Origin of the sequence: Nonomuraea sp. PA05, assembly GCF_008086045.1 — a bacterium.
Lineage (GTDB): Bacteria > Actinomycetota > Actinomycetes > Streptosporangiales > Streptosporangiaceae > Nonomuraea > Nonomuraea monospora.
This window is the reverse complement of the sequence record NZ_VSEY01000036.1, coordinates 73,579-90,495: the sequence shown is the minus strand read 5'-3', so window position 1 is coordinate 90,495 and position 16,917 is coordinate 73,579. Positions and strand designations below refer to the sequence as shown.

At 72.6% G+C, this 16,917-nt stretch carries 15 protein-coding genes; 3 read left to right on the top strand and 12 right to left on the bottom strand.

The window, feature by feature from the left end:
• Positions 1-222: 222 nt before the first annotated feature.
• From acnA to FXF51_RS43225, 10 genes are read right to left on the bottom strand one after another with little or no spacing between them, the layout of a single operon-like run.
• Positions 223-2,781 (bottom strand): aconitate hydratase AcnA, encoded by a 2,559-nt coding sequence (gene acnA / locus FXF51_RS43270; protein WP_316247668.1) that lies wholly within the window; start codon positions 2,779-2,781, stop codon positions 223-225.
• Complete coding sequence (locus tag FXF51_RS43265) at positions 2,778-3,083, bottom strand: putative quinol monooxygenase (protein WP_148440598.1); 306 nt, start codon at positions 3,081-3,083, stop codon at positions 2,778-2,780. The genes acnA and FXF51_RS43265 overlap by 4 nt, the downstream gene beginning before the upstream one ends.
• Complete coding sequence (locus FXF51_RS43260; RefSeq protein WP_148440597.1) at positions 3,071-4,117, bottom strand: Ldh family oxidoreductase; 1,047 nt, start codon at positions 4,115-4,117, stop codon at positions 3,071-3,073. Before FXF51_RS43260 ends, FXF51_RS43265 begins: the two co-directional genes overlap by 13 nt.
• Positions 4,114-4,719: a 3-oxo-tetronate 4-phosphate decarboxylase gene (gene otnC, locus FXF51_RS43255; protein WP_148440596.1), complete on the bottom strand. Its 606-nt coding sequence runs from the start codon at positions 4,717-4,719 to the stop codon at positions 4,114-4,116. The genes FXF51_RS43260 and otnC overlap by 4 nt, the downstream gene beginning before the upstream one ends.
• Positions 4,716-5,918 carry a 3-oxo-tetronate kinase gene (gene otnK, locus FXF51_RS43250; protein WP_148440595.1) on the bottom strand — a complete coding sequence of 401 codons (1,203 nt, stop codon included), beginning with the start codon at positions 5,916-5,918 and terminating at the stop codon, positions 4,716-4,718. Before otnK ends, otnC begins: the two co-directional genes overlap by 4 nt.
• Positions 5,915-6,553, bottom strand: coding sequence for an aspartate/glutamate racemase family protein (locus tag FXF51_RS43245; RefSeq protein ID WP_148440594.1), 639 nt, complete (start codon positions 6,551-6,553; stop codon positions 5,915-5,917). Before FXF51_RS43245 ends, otnK begins: the two co-directional genes overlap by 4 nt.
• Positions 6,550-7,623, bottom strand: coding sequence for an isocitrate/isopropylmalate dehydrogenase family protein (locus FXF51_RS43240; RefSeq protein WP_222871719.1), 1,074 nt, complete (start codon positions 7,621-7,623; stop codon positions 6,550-6,552). Before FXF51_RS43240 ends, FXF51_RS43245 begins: the two co-directional genes overlap by 4 nt.
• Positions 7,624-7,631: 8 nt before the next feature.
• Entirely contained in the window at positions 7,632-8,726 is a 1,095-nt protein-coding gene (locus FXF51_RS43235) for an ABC transporter ATP-binding protein (protein WP_148440592.1), read from the bottom strand.
• Positions 8,719-10,452, bottom strand: coding sequence for an ABC transporter permease (locus FXF51_RS43230; protein ID WP_148440591.1), 1,734 nt, complete (start codon positions 10,450-10,452; stop codon positions 8,719-8,721). Before FXF51_RS43230 ends, FXF51_RS43235 begins: the two co-directional genes overlap by 8 nt.
• A complete protein-coding gene (locus tag FXF51_RS43225; RefSeq protein WP_148440590.1) occupies positions 10,449-11,594 on the bottom strand; it encodes an ABC transporter substrate-binding protein in 1,146 nt (381 codons plus the stop codon). The genes FXF51_RS43230 and FXF51_RS43225 overlap by 4 nt, the downstream gene beginning before the upstream one ends.
• Positions 11,595-11,839: 245 nt before the next feature.
• Here FXF51_RS43225 and FXF51_RS43220 point away from each other — a divergent pair, with 245 nt between their 5' ends.
• From FXF51_RS43220 to rraA, 3 genes are read left to right on the top strand one after another with little or no spacing between them, the layout of a single operon-like run.
• Positions 11,840-12,529, top strand: coding sequence for a GntR family transcriptional regulator (locus FXF51_RS43220; protein ID WP_148440589.1), 690 nt, complete (start codon positions 11,840-11,842; stop codon positions 12,527-12,529).
• On the top strand, positions 12,522-13,676 hold the full coding sequence (locus tag FXF51_RS43215) for an MFS transporter (RefSeq protein WP_148440588.1): 1,155 nt from the start codon (positions 12,522-12,524) through the stop codon (positions 13,674-13,676). The genes FXF51_RS43220 and FXF51_RS43215 overlap by 8 nt, the downstream gene beginning before the upstream one ends.
• 14 nt (positions 13,677-13,690) lie before the next feature.
• Positions 13,691-14,161: a ribonuclease E activity regulator RraA gene (rraA, locus tag FXF51_RS43210; protein WP_148440587.1), complete on the top strand. Its 471-nt coding sequence runs from the start codon at positions 13,691-13,693 to the stop codon at positions 14,159-14,161.
• A gap of 4 nt (positions 14,162-14,165) precedes the next feature.
• On the opposite strand, the gene FXF51_RS43205 is transcribed toward rraA, so the two are convergent.
• Positions 14,166-15,275 (bottom strand): cytochrome P450, encoded by a 1,110-nt coding sequence (locus FXF51_RS43205; RefSeq protein ID WP_262380208.1) that lies wholly within the window; start codon positions 15,273-15,275, stop codon positions 14,166-14,168.
• Between the two features lie 169 nt (positions 15,276-15,444).
• Positions 15,445-16,917 (bottom strand): sulfatase, encoded by a 1,473-nt coding sequence (locus FXF51_RS43200; protein ID WP_148440585.1) that lies wholly within the window; start codon positions 16,915-16,917, stop codon positions 15,445-15,447.

Here is a 16,917-nt window from a genome sequence, read left to right as displayed (position 1 = left end):
CGCGCCATGCGGGCCGGACGGGGCAGGCAGGCCACGGACGGGCACGGAAGGGCACGGACGGGCACGGCCAGGCGCCTCGCGCAGGGGGTCCGCCATCAGTGCCGCGGTGCGTCGCCGTTCCGCTCCGGCGAGCTCGGGATGCCGGTGGATCTCGCGCCGCGACTCGACCAGATCATCATTTATGGCGGGATGCTGGCGCAGAAACCTCCTCAAGATCGCCGCCTACGGCGTCAGGAGGCGGCGCAGGACGTAGGGCATGATGCCGCCGTGCCGGTAGTAGTCGGCCTCGCGCGGGGTGTCGAGGCGCAGCCGGGCCTGGAAGGTGACGGCCCCGGCGGCGACGGTCAGCGTCGGCGGGAGGTCAGGCCCGTTCAGGACGTCGAGCCCGGTGATGGTGAGGGTCTCGTGGCCGGTCAGGCCCAGCTCGTCGGCGCCCTCCCCGGGGAGGAACTGCAGCGGCAGGACGCCCATGCCGACGAGGTTGGAGCGGTGGATGCGTTCGAAGGATCGGGCGATCACGGCCCGCACGCCGAGCAGCGCGGGCCCCTTGGCGGCCCAGTCGCGGGAGGAGCCCGCGCCGTAGCCCTCCCCGGCCAGGACCACGGCGGGCACGCGGGCCTCCTGGTAGGCGCGGGCGGCCTCGTACACGCTGACGAGGCGGCCGGCGTCGAGCAGGTTCGGGGTGAGGCCGCCTTCCGTGCCGGGCGCGAGGTGGTTGCGCAGCCGGACGTTGGCGAACGCGCCGCGCATCAGGACCTCGTGGTTGCCGCGCCGGGAGGCGTAGGTGTTGAGCTGGTGGCGGGGCACGCCGAGGCCGGTGAGGTAGCGGCCGGCCGGGCTGGACGGGAGGATGGCGCCGGCCGGGGAGATGTGGTCGGTGGTGATGAAGTCGCCCAGCTTGACCAGGACGCGGGCGCCGGTGATGTCGGTGACGGGCGGCGGTTCCTGCGACATGCCGTCGAGGTACGGGGCGCGGCGGACGTAGGTGGAGCCGGGGTCCCAGGGGTAGGTGGCGGAGCCGGTGACGTCGAGGCGCTGCCAGCGTTCGTCGCCGTCGAGGACGCCGGCGTAGGCGCGGGTGAACATGTCCGGGCGGATCACCTCGTCGATGACCTGGCGCACCTCGGCGGGGCTGGGCCACAGGTCGCGCAGGTAGACGGGACGGCCGTCGGGGTCGGCGCCGAGGGGTTCGGTGGTGAGGTCGAGGTCCACGGTGCCGGCGATGGCGTAGGCGACGACGAGCGGCGGGGAGGCGAGGTAGTTGGAGCGGACCTCGGGCTGGATGCGGCCCTCGAAGTTGCGGTTGCCGGACAGGACGGCGGCGACGTCGAGGTCGTGCTCGGCGACGGCCAGCGACACCTCCTCGACGAGCGGGCCGGACGCGCCGATGCAGGTCATGCAGCCGAACCCGGCCAGGGTGAAGCCGAGCCGCTCCAGGGAGGAGGTCAGCCCGGCCTGGCCGTAGTAGTCCATGACGACGCGTGAGCCGGGCGACAGGGTGGTCTTGACCCAGGGCTTGGCGCGCAGGCCGCGCTCGGCGGCCTTCCTGGCGAGCAGCCCTGCGGCGATCATGACGGAGGGGTTGGAGGTGTTGGTGCAGGAGGTGATGGCGGCGATGGCGACGCTGCCGTGGGTGATCTGTCCGGCCCGCGGGGCGGGTGTCCGCTCCTGCTCGCGGAAGGCCGCCTTGACGCCGTCCAGGGGGATGCGGTCCTGGGGGCGGCGGGGCCCCGCGACGGAGGGGACGACGGTGGACAGGTCGAGGTCGAGGTCGGCGGTGTAGGACGGCGGCGCGGCGGGGTCGTGCCACAGGCCCTGCGCCTTGGCGTAGGCCTCGACGAGGCCGGCGTGCTCGTCGGAGCGGCCGGTGAAGCGCAGGTAGCGGATGGTCTCGGCGTCGATGGGGAACAGCGCGGCGGTGGAGCCGAACTCGGGGCTCATGTTGGAGATGGTCACCCGGTCGGTGACGGGCAGCGCGGTGACGCCGGGCCCGTGGAACTCGACCATCTTGCCGACGACGCCGTGGGCGCGCAGCAGCTCGGTGAGGGTGAGCACGAGGTCGGTCGCGGTGGCGGCGACGGGCAGCCCGCCGTGCAGGCGCACGCCGATCACGTCGGGGACGAGGATGGACACCGACTGGCCGAGCATGGCGGCCTCGGCCTCGATGCCGCCGATGCCCCAGCCGAGCGTGCCGAGCCCGTTGACCATGGTGGTGTGGGAGTCGGTGCCCAGGCACAGGTCAGGGTAGGCGACCCCGTCGTTCGTCATGACCACGCGGGCCAGGTGCTCGACGTTGATCTGGTGCATGATGCCCTTGCCCGGCGGCACGACGGTGAAGCCGCGCAGCGACGCCTGCCCCCAGCGCAGGAAGCGGTAGCGTTCGGCGTTGCGCTCGTACTCCAGCTCGGCGTTGCGCGCCAGCGCGTCGGGGCGGCCGAACACGTCGGCGATGATCGAGTGGTCCACGACCAGCTCGGCGGGGATGGCCGGGTTGACGCGCTCCGGGTCGCCGCCGAGTGCCGCCATGGCGTCGCGCATGGCGGCCAGGTCGGCGAGGGCGGGCACGCCGTTGGTGTCGTGCAGGAACACGCGGGCCGGATGCAGGTCCACGGCCGCCGTACGGTCGCCGCGCGGCTGCCAGCCGGTGAGCGCCCGCACCTGCTCTTCGGGCGCGCCGTGGCGCAGCAGGTTCTCCAGCATGATCCGCAGGCTGTACGGAAGCGGCGCGGCCACGGGATGGATGCGGTAGCGGCGGGCGCCAACGGTGAGGTGGTCGGTCACGAGTCCTGCCCTTGCAGCGAGACGGGGTGGCAGAAGGTGTTGCGGTGCTCGGTCACGCACTCCTCGGCGATCCGCCGCCAGGCGGCGTAGTGCGGCGCGGCGCGGTGCTCGGTGAAGAACGCCTGCTGGTCGCGGTAGATCTCGTACAGGACGAACCGGTGCGGATCATCGTCGGCGCGCAGCACGTCGAAGCGGAGGCAGCCGGGCTCCTGCCGGCTGGCGCGGGCGTTGGCCTCGATGCCGGGCAGGAAGGCGGAGAGCCGGTCGGGCCGCACCTGGAGGTGGACGATCACGACGAACATGCGCTCATCCAGCCGGGTCGCGGGAGCGCGCACGTCCCGGCGAGCCGTTCCAGGCCGCGCAGGGTCTTGCCGGGCAGCCGGACGGTGGTCGCGGCGGCGTTCCTGTCCTCGATCTCGCCGGGGTAGAAGATCTCGTCGTAGCCGGGCGCGAGCGGCACGGCCTTGGTGCGGTCGATGAGGTCGTCGAGGCGGCGGGCGTAGTCGGCGGGGTCGGCCACGGCGTCCAGGCGCAGCGCGAGCAGCAGGTGGCCGCAGCCGCTGCGGCGGTCGGGGACGTACGGGCCCGCCACGTCGGTGGCGTACGAGCTGCCGGTCAGCACGCCCGACAGCACGTCCATCATGAACGAGATGCCGTACCCCTTGTGCCCGGCCATGGGCAGGATGAGCCCGTCGATCGCCGCACGCGCGTCCGTGGTGGGGACACCGGCGGCGCTCTGCGCCCAGCCTTCGGGGATGGGCTGCTCGCGTTCCAGGGCGGCGTAGATCTTGCCCCGGGCGACCGTGGTGTTGGCGATGTCGAGCACGACGGGGCCGCGCCGGCCGCCGGGCGCCGCGATGGACCAGGGGTTGGCGCCGACGCTCTTCTCCCGGCCGCCCCACGGCGCCATGGCGGGGCTGCCGTTCGTGGTCAGCAGGGCGACGCAGCCCTCGGCGGCGATCATGCGGGTGAAGTAGGCGGCGGTGCCGAAGTGGTTGCTGTTGCGGACGGCGACCACGCCGACGCCGTGCTCTCCCGCCCGGCGGACGGCGTCGCGGGCCGCGTACGCGGTGACGACCTGGCCGACGCCGTCGCGGCCGTCGAGCACCGCGACCGCGCCGCCGTCCAGCACGGTGGTCACCTCGGTCACGGGACGCATGGCGCCGGAGCGCAGCCGGTCGGCGTACCACTCCAGGCGCAGCATGCCGTGCGACGGATGCCCCCAGGCGTCGGCCGTGACCAGGCTGTCGGCGACCAGCCGGGCGTCCGGCTCGGGCACGCCCAGGGAGGTCAGCACGGCGACCCCGAAGGAGATCAGCTCGGAGGGTGGGATCATGACAGGCTCCTGACCTGGTCGGGGGTGAGCGGCCGGACGGGACGGTCGCGCAGCAGCAGCCACAGCCGAGCCGTCTCCTCCAGCTCCTCGATCGCGTCGGCCGCGGCGGCCAGATCGGGTCCGGCGACGATGGGGCCGTGGTTGGCCAGCAGCAGGGCGTGCGCGTCGCGGGCGGCCCGCTCGGCGATCGGCCCCAGCGCGGGATCGCCCGGCGCGTGGTACGGCAGCAGCGGCAGCCGTCCGACCCGCATCACGTAGTAGGCGGTCAGTGGCGGCAGCACGTCGCCGGGGTTCAGGCCGTCGTGACAGGAGACGGCCACGGCGTACGTGCTGTGCAGGTGCGCGACCGCGCCGGCGTGCGGGCGGGCGCGGTAGAGGGCGGCGTGCAGGAACGCCTCCTTCGACGGCTTCGGGCCGTCCAGGTGCTCGCCCGCCAGGCTGACCAGCGACAGCTCGCCGATCGAGCGGAGGGAGCCGCCGGTCGGCGTGATGAGGAAGCCGTCGCCGGTGCGGGCGCTGAGGTTGCCGGTGCGGCCGTGGGTGAGCCGCCGGTCGAACAGGGACGCGCCCAGCTCGGCGATCTGCTGTGTCAGGTCGGTCATGGTGCTTCCGTGGCTCGCAGGAGAAGGTCTGGGCGGCCGAAGTTGCCGGACTTGAGCAGCAGAGCCAGCGGCGGGCGGCCGGTGGTGAGCAGCCACGGCACGCCGCGGTCCGCCTCGGCGCCGACGACCGCGCCGGACACGCCGAGCGCGTTCACCACGGCGCCGGACGTCTCTCCCCCGGCCACCACGATGCGGCGCGCGCCCAGCTCGGCGGCCCTGGCCGCGACGGCGGCCAGCGCCCGCTCCAGGAACGGCGCGGCGGCGGGCGAACGCTGCCCGGGCGGCGCGGAGGTGTGGACGATCACCCGGTTCTCCTGCCCGAGGTGGGCCTCCAGCCAGGTCAGCGCCTCGGGGAGCGCGCCGTCGCGGGCTCGCAGGTGGTGTGCGGGCATGTGGTCGCGGGCGTGCGCCACCTGCTCCAGGGTGGCCGCCGAGCAACTGCCCGCCAGGATGACGGACGGGCCGGGCGGCAGCTCGGGCATGGCCTCGGCGGTGTCGCCGGTGGCGAGGGCGCGGGCCAGCCCGGCGGCGCCCGTGAGCACCGGCAGGTGGGTGGTGGCGCGGGCGATGGTGTCGAGGTGGCCGTCGGTGACGGCGTCGGTCACGGCATGGCGGACGCCCCTGGCCGCCAGGTCGTCCAGCGCCTCGCGTACGGCGGCGGGGCCGCGCTCGACCGTCTGCAGCGGCACCAGCGCGACCGGGTGCGGGGTCTGCCTGCTCAGGACCCGGACCAGGTCGGAGTCGGTCATGGGGGTGAGCGGGTGGTGCCGCATCGGCGACTCCGACAGCGGCCTGTCGCCGACGAACAGGTGGCCTTGGTAGAGGGTGCGGCCGTGTTCGGGTGAGGCGGGGCACACCACCGTCAGGCCGGCGCCGCTCGCCTCCACCAGGGCGTCGGTCACCGGGCCGATGTTGCCCCGGTCGGTGGAGTCGAAGGTGGAGCAGTACTTGAAGTAGAGGCGGCGGGCTCCCTGGGTGGTCAGCCAGTCCTGGGCTTCCCGGGATGCGGTGATCGCCTCGGCGGGTGGGACGGAGCGGGTCTTCAGGGCCATGACCACGGCGTCGCAGGCCGGGAGGGTCGTTTCCGAGGGGGGTGTGCCGAAGAACAGGAGCGTGCGCAGGCCCGAGCGGCGGTAGGCGGCGGCCACGTCGGTGCCGCCGGTGTAGTCGTCGGCGACGCAACCGAGCAGGGGGCTCATGTCAATGCCTCGCGCAAGGCTCTGGCCGCCGCCAGCGGGGGGCTCAGCACCGGGGTGCCGAGGCGAGCGGCCAGCTCCGCGTGCACCGGGCTGATCGAGTACTGCCCGAGCAGCACCAGCTCCGCCTCGCCGAGGAGAGGCTGGGCGGCCCGCGCGAGCGCGTCCGTCAGGTCGGGCCAGTCCTGCGCGGCGGCAGCGGCGGCGGCGCCGGGCGCGGCCAGAGCACGCACCTCGACACCGTCCGCCACCTCGCGCAGCCGCCGCGCCGAGTCCGCCGCCGCCGACTCCAGCGAGCCGAGCACCAGCACCGCGCCCGACCGCCGGGCGACCTCCGCGAACATCGCCTCGTCCGACCCGATCACCGGCACCTCGTGCACCCGTCGGGCCAGCCCCGCGACCGGTCCGTACATGGAGCAGGACAGCAGCACGGCGTCGGCGCCGCCGCGCACCGCGTGGTCGATGAGCGCGAGCATGCGGCGCGCCAGCGCGGGCGTCATGCCGCCGGCCGCGTCGGCCTCGGTGACGAGCCGGTCGTCCAGCAGGTGCCAGGCGTCGGCCTCGGGAAACCCTTCGGCGAGCCCGTCGTCGGCGGGCTGGATGGAGGCGGTGGTGGCGTTGACGACCGCGACGATCATCGCTTCACACCGGCGGCGACGGCCTCGGCGAACGCGCGGGTGCCCGCCGTGCCGCCCATGTCGCGGGTCCGCGTCCCGCCCCGCACGGTGTCGGCGACCGCGCTCTCGATCAGCGCGGCGGCCTTGGCGAGGCAGGGGTCCTGGTGGCGGGCGCCGAGCCAGTCGAGCAGCATCGCGCTGGACAGGATCATCGCGATCGGGTTGGCCAGGTCCCGCCCGGCGATGTCGGGCGCGGACCCGTGCGCGGCCTGGGCCATGCAGCGCTCGTGGGAGGCGTTGATGGACGGCGCGATGCCGAGCGACCCGGCGAGCTCCCCGGTCAGGTCGGACAGGATGTCGCCGAACATGTTCTCGGTGACGATGACGTCGAAGTCGTTCGCGCGCCGCACCAGGTGCACGGTCATCGCGTCGATGTGGAAGTCGTCCACGGCGACCTGCGGGTAACGGGCGGCGACCTCGCGGCAGACGTCGCGGAACAGGCCGGTGGTCAGCTTGAGCACGTTCGCCTTGTGCACGATGGTGACCTTGCCGCGCCGGCGGGAGGCCAGCTCGAACGCCTCGACGGCGATCCGTTCGACGGCGGGCCGGGTGATGATGCCCATGGCGATGGCCACGTCGGGGGTGGGCATGAACTCGCCGGTGCCCTTGTAGGTGCTGCGGTCGGCGTAGAAGCCCTGGGTGTTCTCGCGGACGATGACCAGGTCGGTGCCGGGCACGACGGCGTCGGCGCCGTCGAAGGACTTGGCGGGGCGGATGTTGGCGAACAGGTCGAAGCGCTTGCGGATGGTGCCGCTGGGGTTGAGCCTGGAGCGGTGCGGCTCGGGGTAGGCGGCGCTGTCGTGCGGGCCGAGCAGCCAGGCGTCCAGCCCTTCCAGGGCGGTCAGCGTCGATTCCGGTACGGCGTCGCCGTGCGTGCCGATGGCCGCCGCGCCCAGCGGCAGATCCGCCCACTCGACGGGCGGGGCGCCGGCGGCGGCGAGCGCGGCGTCCACGACCAGGACGGAGGCGGGGACGATCTCGGGGCCGATGCCGTCGCCTTCGAGCACGCCAAGACGGTAGGAAGAGGTCACGGAATTCCTCACTGTGCGATGGTGATGAGCGCTTCGACGTCCTTCGGCAGGGCGTCGGTGGTCGGGTAGAGCAGGCAGGCGGCGGGTTCGACGGCGACCGTCACCTCGCCGGTGAGCCCGGCGCGGGTGGTCTCGGCCTGGATGACGTGGTCGCCCAGGCGCAGGTCGTACTCGTGCCGGGAGCCGACGTAGGAGGAGGTCAGCACCTGGGCGGTGAGCACGTTCGCGCCGGTCTCACCGGGTGGCAGGATCGTCAGCCGTTCTGGCCGGATCGCCACGGTCACCTTGCCCTCGATGGCCGAGTCGGGGACGGTGATCGTCTGGCCGGTGCAGTCGAGGCGCACCTCGCGCGGGCCGCACACCGTGCCGGTCAGGAAGTTGCAGCGGCCGACGAAGGCGGCCACCTCGGCGGTGGCGGGGGTCTCGTAGATCTCCTGCGGGGTGCCGATCTGCACCATGTCGCCCTTGGACATCACCGCGATGCGGTCGCTCAGCGCCAGGGCCTCGTCCTGGTCGTGGGTGACGTACACGGTGGTGATGCCGAGCTCGGTCTGCAGCCGTTTGAGCCAGGCGCGGGCCTGGTCGCGCAGCTTGGCGTCCAGGTTGGACAGCGGCTCGTCGAGCAGCAGCACGCTGGGCGAGTAGACCAGGGCGCGGGCGAGCGCGACGCGCTGCTGCTGGCCGCCGGAGAGCTGGTGCGGGTAGCGGTCCTTCAGCTCGGCCAGGCCCACCTTGGCCAGCGCCTCGGTGATGAGGGTGTCCTGCTCGCGCCGGTCGACCTTGCGGATCTTGAGCGGCATGGCGAGGTTCTGGGCGACGGTCATGTGCGGCCACAGCGCGTACGACTGGAAGACCATGCCGAGGTTGCGGCCCTCGGGCGGCACGAACGTGCCGGCGCCGGCGAAGGTGGCCTCGCCGACGGCGATGCTGCCGCCGGTGGGGCGTTCCAGGCCGGCGATGCAGGCCAGGGTGGTGGACTTGCCGCAGCCGCTGGGGCCGAGCAAGGTGAAGAACTCGCCGTCGGCGATGGTGAAGGTGATGTCGTTCAGTACGGCGTTGTCCCCGAACCGCTTGGACAGATGGGCGACCTTGACCTCAGGCATCCTTGTCACGTCCCTTGAGAAGAAGGCCGGCCAGCCCGACGAAGGTCGCCGTGATGGCGATCTGCAGGCTGGCCAGGGCGGCCACGGAGCCGGTGTTGCCCTGCACCCACAGTTCGAGCATGGTCGTGCCGATGATGTTGGAGTCGGCCGAGCCCAGGAACACGGCGGGCGAGTACTCCTTGAGCAGGGTCACGAACGTCAGGATCAGTGCTCCGGCGAAGGCGGGCCGCAGCAGCGAGGCGAGGATGCGGGTGAAGGTGCGCACCCAGTCGGCGCCCGACACGCGGGCGGCGTTGTCGAGCTCGTGCCCGATCTGCATGATCGACGGCGAGATGGAGCCGAAGCCGCTGGGCAGCGCGCGCAGCCCGAAACCGATGATCAGCGCCCACAGCGTGCCCTGGATGAGCGCGCCCACGCCGGACAGCGCCAGCGCCCAGAACAGGCCGATGCCGACGATGATGCCGGGCATGGCCTGCGGGGCGAGCGCCAGGTACTCCACCGCGCGGGCGTACCGGAACGTCGAACGCCTGGCCACCATCACCGCCAGCAGCGACAGGGCGCTGACCAGGACGGCGCCGATCGCGGCCACGAGCAGGCTGTTGACGATCGACTGCACGTACACCGGATAGGTGAAGATGCGCTCGTAATTGTCGCCGGTGAGGGTCTTGAACGGCGACTGCAGCGGCGTGAACACCTGCGTGAACGAGCGGAACACCAGCCCGCCGATCGGGATCAGCGCGCCCATCACCACGTAGAACGCGATGGCGGCCACACTGATCCACTTCAGCCACCCCAGGTCCAGCGGACGCGGCCGGGTCGCCTTGCCGCGTACGGACACGAAGCGCTGGGCGTCCTTGAGCAGCTTGGCCTGCAGCGCGACCAGGCTGATGGTGACCAGCAGAATGATCGCCGAGGCCGCGCCGAGCACACCGTAGTCCGGGTTGATCGACTGCAGGCCGTTGCGGTAGAGGAAGGTGGAGAAGACGTCGATGCCGACCGGCTGGCCGAACAGCAGCGGCACGCTCAGCGTCTCCACCGACATGCTGACCACGAGGATCGAGCTGTAGACGACGGGCGGGCGCAGCAGCGGCAGGATCACCGAGCGCAGGATGCGCAGCGGGCCCGCGCCGCACACCTGCGCGGCGGCCTCCAGCGAGGCGTCGCTCTGGCGCAGCGCGTTCGCGCAGAACGTGTAGACGATCGGGGCCAGCGCGACGGCCTCGGTGAGGGCCATGCCAGGGATGGAGTACAGGTTCCACGGCAGGAACCCGAGCAGCCGGCGCACCTCGACGCTGACGAACCCGGCGGGGCCGTACATGGTGATCCAGCCGAAGCCCAGAATGAGCGAGGAGATGAAGAACGGCCACTGCATGGCGGCGGCGAACAGCCGCCCGCCGGGCAGCCTGGTGCGCACCACGACGACGGCCATCGGCACCGCGATGAGCAGGCTGAGCAGGGTGGTGAGCGCGGCGAACAGCGCCGTGTTGAGCACGACCCGGCCGAAGCCCGCCTCGGTGAACAGCCGCGCGTAGTTGTCGAGGCCGAGCACGCCGCCCGCCTCGTACAGGGGGCGGTCGAGGAAGGACTGGTACAGCGTCGGCACGACCGGCGCCAGCACCAGGACGGCCAGCAGGAGCAGCACGGCGTACTGCAGCCAGCTCTCCCTGGTCAGCCCCAGCGGCCTGCGGTAGCGCGGCGGAGACGAGGTGATGGTTGTCCGCGTCATCTGCCGAGCAGGCCGTTCCACTTGTCGGTGAAGGACTTGACCTCGGCGTCGGGAACCTTCTCGTACTTCGCGACTATCACGTTGGCCTCGCCCACCGCCTTGACCAACTCCTGGTAGGTGTGCAGCCCGTCGGCGTCCTGGACGTCGTCGCGGTAGGAGGTGAGCCCGCCCTCCGCCACCGCCCGCTGGCCCTCCTGCGACAGCAGGAAGTCCACGAACAGCTTGGACGTGGCGGGGTGCGGCGCTTTGGCGGCGATGCCGACGCCGCGCGGCAGCACGACGGTGCCGTCGTCGAGGAAGGAGATCTCCAGCAGGCCGCCGCTCTTGGCCACCACCGGGTAGGCGGGGGCGGCGCTGACGAAGAAGCCGGCCACGTACTCGCCCGCGATGATCTTCTCCATCTGCGTGCCCGAGGAGGTCTCCGGCCTGGCCAGCGGCAGCACCGACTGCAGTGACGTCCACGACTCGGGGCGGGCGTCGGCGAAGGCGTGCGAGACGGTGAAGCCGAACGCGCCGCCCACGTCCCTGGTGGTGATCTTGTTCTTGTACTGGGCGGGGTCCTTGGCCAGGATCGCGGCCAGGCTCTTCAAGCCGGTCGGCTTCCCGGGCAGCAGCGAGGTGTTGTACGCGATCGACATCGGGTCGACCGACATCGCGTACACGCCGGGCAGCAGCTCGCCGAACTCGGGCAGCTTGCCCTTCTCCGGCGAGGCGTACTCCATCAGCGTGCCCGGCCGGGCGGCGAAGTCGGCCCACGCCTGGGCGGCGTTCGACACCACCAGGTCAGCCGGGGAGCTGCCGGTGGCCTGCTCGCTGAGCACCCGCTGGAAGACCTCGTCACTGTCCAGGTTGTTCGCCGCGATCTTCGTCACCCAGGAGTACTTCTTCTGGAAGTCGCGGAAGATCGGCGCCCAGTTCTCCTGGTCGGTGTTGGAGTAGATGGTGAGGGTGCCGCCCTCCTTCTTGGACGCCTCCATGAGCTGGGCGTACTCGGCCGGGTAGTACGACGGGGCCTGGCCCGCCGCGATCTGGTTCGGCGGCGGTTGTTTCGCCGCCTCGCCACCGCCGCCGCATGCCGTGAGCAGCCCGAGTGCGAGCACGGCGGCGCCGAGGGTGCGGAAAGGGGGGTGGAAGGTGGTCATGTGCTTCCTCCTAGACCAGGCGAGGCTCTGACCAGCCGCCGCCTGCGATGCCGCACACTCTGCTTCGTTATAACCTATGACGTCAACCCCCTGTTTCCTGAATGTAACGCGATAAGCCATGCTTAATGCCTTATATCCGCTAGCTGCCCGCACTTCCCGGCGATCTGCTCAGATCCGACACTTGTCGACAAGTCCGGAGAGGGGTGTAGGTTATAACGGTCATCGGGCGACGAGACGGGACAGCGATGAGCGAATCAGCGGCCGAGCTCTACACCACCAAGGCGGACTTCGCCTACCTGCGTGTCAAGGAGCTGATCCTGTCCGGGACGCTGCTTCCCGGCTCGGTCATCGCGCAGGCACAGCTCGCACGCGACATCGGCATCAGCACCACTCCCCTGCGCGAGGCGCTGCGCAGGCTCAAGAGCGAGGGGCTGGTCGAGCTGGACGCGCACCGCGACGCCCGGGTCGCGCCGCTGGCCGCGGAGGAGGCCCGCGACCTGCTGGAGCTGCGCCGCAGCCTCGACCCGCTCGCCGTCGCGCTGGCCGCCGAACGCCGCACCAAGTCCGACATCGCCGCCATGCGCGCCGCGCTCGACGGGCTCGAACCGCTGCCCGGCAACCCGGCGTACGAGGAGCTCGTCGCCCACCGCAAGTTCCACGCGGCCCTCTACCACGCCTCGCACAACGACCTGCTCGTCCAGACCCTCGACGGCCTGTGGGACAAGGCGGATCGCTACCGCCGTCTCGCCCTGGAGGTCGAGCGCGGGCAGGCGGCCCGCGACCGCAAGGCCGCCGAGCACGTGGCCCTGCTGGAGTACGTGATCGCGGGCGACGCCGAGTCGGCCGCCGCCGTCATGCGCGAGCACATCGACACCAGCCTCGGCGCCCAGGCCGCCTGGCGGCTGCGCAAGCACCAGCCCGAGGCCGATGTCTGACGTGTGGCATCGGCACGCCGTCCTGCTGGCCCACTCCGCCGGCGCCCAGGTCATCACGTTCGTCCTGCGTCCCACCATGTCCTACCGGGCGATCGAGCTCGGTGTGCCGCCCGCCCTGCTCGGGGTGCTCGGCGCCAGTTTCGCGCTCGCGCCGCTGCTGCTGGCGCTGCCCGCCGGGCACGCCGCCGACCGCTACGGCGAGCGCCGCATCGCCGTCGCCGGTGCGCTGCTGCTGGCCGCCGCCGCCCTCGCCTTCACCACGCTCGGCCACACCGTCGCCGGGCTGATCGCGGCCGGGATCCTGCTCGGCACCGGCCATCTGGGCAGCGTCATCGCCCAGCAGGCGCTGGTCGCCAACACCACCGAGCGCGGCCGGCACGACACCGCCTTCGGCCACTACACCTTCGCCGCCTCCCTCGGCCAGGCCGCGGGCCCGCTGCTGATCGCCGCGTTCGGCGGCGCGGGCGCCATCCCCGACACCGGCCGCATCTTCGCCGCGTCGTGCGGCCTGGCCGTGCTGCTGCTCGTCCTGTCGGCCCTGCTGCCCAGCCACCGGTCCGGCCGCGCCGAGGCGGAGGGCGGCGACCTGCGGGCGCTGCTGCGCCTGCCCGGCCTCGCGCACGCGCTGCTGACGAGCTGCGTGGTGCTGGCCGCCGTGGACATCACCCTGGCCTACCTGCCCGCCCTCGGCACCGAGCTGGGCCTGAGCGCGGGCGCCGTCGGGCTGCTGCTCACGCTGCGCGGGCTGGCGTCCATGACGTCGCGGTTCTTCCTCGGCCGCCTGGCCCGCGCGGTGGGCCGGCGCAGGCTGCTGGTCGTCAGCACGCTCGGCGCGGCCGTCGCCATGCTGCTCACCCCGGTGCCGATGCCCGTGTGGCTGCTGGCCGCGCTGCTCGTCGTCGTGGGCTTCGGCCTCGGCGTGGGGCAGCCGCTGACGATGTCGTGGCTGGCAGAGTCGGCACCCACGGGCATGCGCGGCCGGGCCATGTCGCTGCGCCTGGTCGGCAACCGCACCGGCCAGCTCGTCATCCCGGGCGCGGCCGGCCTCATGGCCGCCGGCCTCGGCGCCGGCGGCGTCCTGTTCGTGACCGCGCTCAGCCTCGGCTGGGCGGGCGTCGCCGCCCGGCGGCTGCCCGTGGATCCGTGAGAAGGGAACCCCGCATGACCATCGTGACCGCCGACCTGTTCGACGAGCGCGGCGACCAGCTCGACTCCTGCGACCTGCAACTGCGCCAGTACGGCGGCCGCCGCGCCTTCTCCGGCCCGATCGTGACCGTCCGCTGCCACGAGGACAACGCGCTGCTCAAGCGGGTGCTGTCCGAGCCGGGTCAGGGCCGGGTGCTGGTCGTGGACGGCGGCGGCTCGCTGCACACCGCGCTCATGGGCGACCTCATCGCCGGCCTGGCCGTCTCGAACGGCTGGGCGGGCGTGGTCATCAACGGCGCCGTCCGCGACGTCGCCGCCCTGCGCGAGCTGGACCTGGGCGTCAAGGCCCTCGGCTCCAACCCCCGCAAGAGCGGCAAGCAGGGCACCGGCGAACGCGACATCCCGGTCAGCTTCGGCGGCATCGTCTTCCACCCGGGCGCCGAGCTGTTCTCCGACGACGACGGCATCCTCGTGACCAGGCCCTGACCGGTCAGCCCGCCTTCACCAGGAGCCGGACCGGCCGGTGGACGAAGCCTTCGGCCCACCGCACGGCCGCCAGGTCCTCCTGCGCGGACAGCCCGGGCAGGCGGGTCACCAGGGCGCGGAACGCCTCCTGCAACTCCATGCGGGCCAGGTTCGCGCCCAGGCAGTAGTGCGGGCCGTGGCCGAACGCCAGGTGCGGCGTGGGCGAGGCCCCGGCGAAGCGGTGGACGTCGAACCGCAGCGGATCCTCGAACACGTGCGGGTCGTGGTCGGCGGCGTACAGGTTGGGCAGGACGACGCTCCCCGCGGGCAGCTCACCGGCGGAGATCTCGACGTCGGCGGTGAGCCGCCGCAGCATGCCGTTGCTGCCGGGGGCCTCGTGCCGCAGGATCTCCTCCACGGCGGGCTCCAGCAGGCCGGGACGGGCGGCGAGCTCGGCGTACTGGGCGGGGTGGCACAGCAGCCTGAACGTGCCCCGGGCGATCATGGAGGCGGTGGTCTCGTGTCCGGCCAGGATCAGCGTGAACACCATGTTGACCAGCTCGTCCTCGCTGAGCCCGTCGCCGCCGTCGCGGGCCGCGATGAGCAGGTCGATCAGGTCGTCGCCCGGCTCCGCCCGGTGCTGCTCGATCAGCTCCCCGGTGTAGGCGATGAACGCGGCCATCCCCTCGGCCCTGGCCTCCTCCCTCGCCTCGTTCGTGGCCAGGAACAGCTCCGTCCACCCGAGGAACTGCTCGTAGCGGTCGATCGGCACGCCCAGCACCTCGCAGATCACCCGGGCGGGCAGCGGCAGCGCGTAGTCGGCCACCAGGTCGAACTCCTGCCCGGCCGCGTCGATCAGCTCGCCCGCGATCGCGGCCGTGCGCGCACGCCAGCGTTCGATGTTCCTCGGGGTGAACGTGGCGTGCGTGATGCGGCGGTAGCGGGTGTGCTCGGGCGGGTCCTGGTTCACCAGGGCCGCCGGGTCGTCGTCCAGGAACGGGCCGCGCGCCATGCGCGGCAGGCCGGGCTCGCGCAGGTTGCGGCTCGCGGCGGGCGACATGAGCAGCGCACGGACGTCCGCGTAGCGGACGATCATGGGGACGCGGTCGCCGCTGGGCAGCGTGGCGTCCTCCATGGGGGCCTCCGCGTGGCGGCGCGGGATGTCCGGCGAGAGGGTTCCGTACGGGCCCGGGGGGAGATCGGGCCAGGTTGGATTGGTGCCGGGCTGGTCTGTCATTGCCACCTCCGGGCGATGCCGTCGTCAACCGCGCTCGCTCGGAACGTACGGAGTGATCAGGCGGCGGTCAAGAGCCGCCGAAGCCCGTCACTCCGCGCGACCGGTCGAACTGGTGGATACGGGTCAGCGGCCACTCCTCGTACGGGAAGGTACGCAGCTCGCCCCCCTCGAAGGCGTCCACCACACCATCGGCCAGCAGCCGCCCGGCCAGCAGCGCCGTCAGCTCGTCGGCCCGCTCCCTGTCCTGGAGCGGCTCCAGCTCGTGCGGGTCGGCCGCCACGTCGAACAGCAGCCGGTGCCCGCCGTTGGCCATCCAGATCAGCTTCAGGTCCCCCTGCCGCACCATCGCCTTGAACCGGCGGGTCCCCGGCCGCCCGTGGAAGCCGAACAGGGTCTCGCGGGGCCGCGCCGCGCAGGTGAGCAGGCCGAGCAGGTCGCCGCCCTGCCGCAGCTCGGGCCGCCCGGCGGCGGAGGTGGCCAGGCCGAACAGGTCGGTCAGGCAGACCAGCTCGGAGCGGCGCTCGCCGGCGGCGACGCGGCCCGGCCAGGAGATCAGGAACGGCACCCGCGCCGACGCCTCGAAGAAGCTCTCCTTCTGCCAGCCGTGATGGTCGCCGAGCAGGTCGCCGTGGTCGGAGAAGAAGCAGATGACGGTGTCGTCCGCGTCGGGCCTGCGTTCGACGGCGTCCAGCAGGTCGCCGACGCAGCCGTCGATGTAGCTGATCTCGCCGTAGTAGCGGGCCTTGAGCGCGCGGGCACGGTGCGGGTCGACGTCCTCGGCGTAGACGAGGTGGTTCATCCAGGGGATGTGCTGGTCGAGGTGGTCGACGTCGCGGTCGCCGCACACCGGGTCCGGCATGCGGTCCGGGTCGTACATGCGGTTGTACGGCAGCGGCGGCGCGAACGGCGGATGCGGGCCGATGTAGGAGACGAGGCCGAACCAGGGGCGGCCGTCGTCGGCGTCCATGAGCGCGATCGCCTCCCTGGTGGCCCAGGACTCGACGGTGCACTCCGCGGGCAGGGGGCTGAGCTGCGGCATGTAGTACATGTCGGTCCGCTCCCCCATCAGTGCCTCGATCCAGTCGTAGGCGGGGTGCTCGGCGGCGATCCACGCCGCGTACGCGTCACCGGCCCGCTGCTCGGGGGTGTCGTAGAACTCCTCGCTGTGCCGCTGGACGTCGTAGCCGACGGGCGCGTCCCACGGCGTCGTGTGGAACTTGCCGACGCCCCACGTGCGGTACCCGCGCAGGCCCATCGCCTCGGCCAGGTACGGGCCGCACCGTTCTCTGATCGCGGCGTGCCCGCCGCCGGGCACCGTGTTGTCGTAGACGTCGGTCATCGTCGCCTCGCAGCCGCTGCGCAGGGTGTAGCGGGCCGGCACGCACACCGGGCTGGTGGAGTACGCGTTGTCGAAGACGGTCCCCCGGGCGGCCAGCCGGTCGAGGCTGGGGGTGGCGACGTGGGGGTTGCCGAGCGCCGCGATCGTGTCGAAGCGCTGCTGGTCGGTCATCACGAACAGCACGTTGGGGCGGGTGGGCAT

Bases quoted from the DNA above. Each gene is read 5' to 3' on its own strand.
- FXF51_RS43265 (WP_148440598.1), bottom strand. From the start codon at position 3,083: ATGTTCGTCGTGATCGTCCACCTCCAGGTGCGGCCCGACCGGCTCTCC.
- FXF51_RS43260 (WP_148440597.1), bottom strand. From the start codon at position 4,117: ATGATCCCACCCTCCGAGCTGATCTCCTTCGGGGTCGCCGTGCTGACC.
- otnC (WP_148440596.1), bottom strand. From the start codon at position 4,719: ATGACCGACCTGACACAGCAGATCGCCGAGCTGGGCGCGTCCCTGTTC.
- otnK (WP_148440595.1), bottom strand. From the start codon at position 5,918: ATGAGCCCCCTGCTCGGTTGCGTCGCCGACGACTACACCGGCGGCACC.
- FXF51_RS43245 (WP_148440594.1), bottom strand. From the start codon at position 6,553: ATGATCGTCGCGGTCGTCAACGCCACCACCGCCTCCATCCAGCCCGCC.
- FXF51_RS43235 (WP_148440592.1), bottom strand. From the start codon at position 8,726: ATGCCTGAGGTCAAGGTCGCCCATCTGTCCAAGCGGTTCGGGGACAAC.
- FXF51_RS43230 (WP_148440591.1), bottom strand. From the start codon at position 10,452: ATGACGCGGACAACCATCACCTCGTCTCCGCCGCGCTACCGCAGGCCG.
- FXF51_RS43225 (WP_148440590.1), bottom strand. From the start codon at position 11,594: ATGACCACCTTCCACCCCCCTTTCCGCACCCTCGGCGCCGCCGTGCTC.
- FXF51_RS43220 (WP_148440589.1), top strand. From the start codon at position 11,840: ATGAGCGAATCAGCGGCCGAGCTCTACACCACCAAGGCGGACTTCGCC.
- FXF51_RS43215 (WP_148440588.1), top strand. From the start codon at position 12,522: ATGTCTGACGTGTGGCATCGGCACGCCGTCCTGCTGGCCCACTCCGCC.
- rraA (WP_148440587.1), top strand. From the start codon at position 13,691: ATGACCATCGTGACCGCCGACCTGTTCGACGAGCGCGGCGACCAGCTC.
- FXF51_RS43205 (WP_262380208.1), bottom strand. From the start codon at position 15,275: ATGGAGGACGCCACGCTGCCCAGCGGCGACCGCGTCCCCATGATCGTC.
- FXF51_RS43200 (WP_148440585.1), bottom strand. From the start codon at position 16,917: ATGCCCACCCGCCCCAACGTGCTGTTCGTGATGACCGACCAGCAGCGC.